The organism is Mesorhizobium sp. M4A.F.Ca.ET.020.02.1.1, assembly GCF_004022645.1.
GTDB lineage: Bacteria > Pseudomonadota > Alphaproteobacteria > Rhizobiales > Rhizobiaceae > Mesorhizobium.
Genome location: NZ_RZOI01000882.1, coordinates 1 through 2,186 on the forward strand (window position 1 = coordinate 1; position 2,186 = coordinate 2,186).

General features: G+C 65.4%; 1 protein-coding gene. It reads right to left on the bottom strand.

Annotation, left to right across the window (positions count from 1 at the left end; all coding sequences use genetic code 11):
• On the bottom strand, positions 1-2,105 hold a 2,105-nt coding region (locus EN742_RS32540), incomplete at its 3' end, for a VCBS domain-containing protein (protein WP_210214504.1).
• Positions 2,106-2,186: the final 81 nt, after the last annotated feature.

A 2,186-nucleotide genomic window follows, 5' to 3' on the forward strand; every position in this document is an offset into this window, starting at 1 on the left:
GTGAAGGAATAGCTGCCATCGGCCTTGACCTTGATGGAGCCGTCGCCGATGTCGATCGCCTGCGAGTAGCCGTCCTGGCCGAAAACCAGCAGCGTGCCGTCGATATGGGTCACCGTGGCGCCGTCGGCGCCGGCGACGAAGTCCAGTGTGCCGGTGACCGTCGCGCCTTCAGCGACGTCCTGCGAGGCTTCCGCGCTCGCCGCCGGCACGTCGTCGACGATGTTGACGGAGAGCGTGCCGTTGGCGCTCTGCCCGTCCTCGTCGGTCAGCGTGACGGTGAAGTTCTCGAACAGGCTGTTGGTGTCCTGGGCGGTGGCATGCGCCTCGTTGTCGTTAAGCGTGTAGGTGTAGCTGACCACGCCGGTGCCGGCGTCATAGCCGGTCACCGTCAGCGTGTTGCCGAGCGCGGTCGTGAACGAACCGCCGGTGAATGTGCCATTGGTGATGAAGGTGTGGCCGTCGATCGCCAGCGAGGCGATGCCGTCAGGCGAGTTGATGGTGAAGGTGCCGCCCTGGGTCGTGCTTTCCTTCGAAGTGTCGGAACCGGCCGACTCGTCGGGCCCGCGGCTGGCCAGGAGGTCGTTTTCATTCACGATGACGTCGCCGCCATTGGCCTCCGGCGTCAGGTCGCTGATTTCCGGCGTCGAGTTGCCGATCGAGATCGTCAGCGTGGTGTGCGAGGTGTCGCCGTCGCCGTCCTTGATCGTGTAGGTGAAGACGTCGTTGACGCCGCCGGGCGTGCCGGCGTCGCGCACAAAGGTGTAGGAGCCGTCCGCGTGAAGCGTCAGCTTGCCATATTCGCCCTGGATGGGCGTATTGAGCGTGGCGGCATTGTCGACATCGGTATTGGTGTTGCCGGCGGCGACGCCGACCACCGTCGCGTCGTCGGCGCCCTTGGTGTCGGCGCCCGCCGCGTTGCCGTCCGATCCGCTGCCGTCCATGACATTGCCGGCGACCGGCGCGAACGAACCCGCTGCCACCGCATCGGTGTCGGCAACCGCCGTCGGTACGTCATCGATGATGGCGACCGCAAAGGTGGTGCTGGCGGTATCGCCGTCGGAATCCGTGACGGTGATGCTGAAATTGTCCGGAACCGTATCGTTGGGGTCGTAACCGTTGGTGTGATCGGGATGGGTGACCGACTCGGTCACCGTGTAATTGTATTCAATAGCGCCGGTGACCGGATTGAAGGAGACGATCGTGATGTAGCCGAACTGGCCCTGGATCTGCTGCCCGACGCCCGTGACGGTGACGCCGTTGATGACGATCGAGCCGATCCCGTCCGGCGCGTCGATGGTGATCGTTCCGGTGCTCGACGTCTCCGAATTGCTTGGCGCGTCGCTGCCCGGCGACTGTGACGGGCCGCCGTCGAGGCCGGTTTCGCTGGCCGCCTCGTCCGGCGTAAGCAGCGACACCGCCACCACCGAAACCTTCCTGTCGACAATGGATGGGAAGAGTTCGCGCCGGTCGAGCTGGCCGAACTGCAGGGCCGTCGGCGGCAGCAGGGCCGACAGGTCGAAGCCGTCGCCGATGCCGCCGGGAGGGACGGAGAAGTTTCCGCCCGCGCTATTCGGCGAGCCGTTTCCGGGTCCGGCAGAGATCGAGCCGTCGGCGCCGAAGGCAACGTCGACATGGCTTGCTTCCAGCGCCGCGATCAGGGCAACGCGCGGCACCTCGACTTCGCCGAGGATGAAGGTGGGCACATTGAGCGCGCCGTCCTTGATGACGATCTCAGATCCGTCGGGCTGCACGAGCACGAGGTTGTGGCCGTCGACCTTGATGTTGTCGATCGAGACATTGGCCGGAAGCCTGACGACATTGCTGGCGTCGGCCACATAATCATGCGCCGCGCCCGCCGGTGCGTTTGCCGCAGCCGCCGGCGCTCCATTTGCCGGCGGGGTCGCGGCAGCTGCCGGTGCTTCGGGCTGAACGGGTGCGCCGCTGCCGACATCGACCGGTACCGGATCCGCCGGCGCGGCTTGCCCTGTCGAGGCGGCCTGCGCGACCTGGATTTCCTGCGCCGGTGTCAGGCCGGCGTGTTCAGTGGAAACCGCGCGCTCGTCAAAGGAAGCTGAAACGTTGTCCGAATCGATGTTGGTCGTCATGGCTGGAAACCCCTCCGGTATTTCCCGGGAAGAGACAGGGACGGCCTTGTCTTTGCAACAGTCGCTCAATCTGTTTCATAT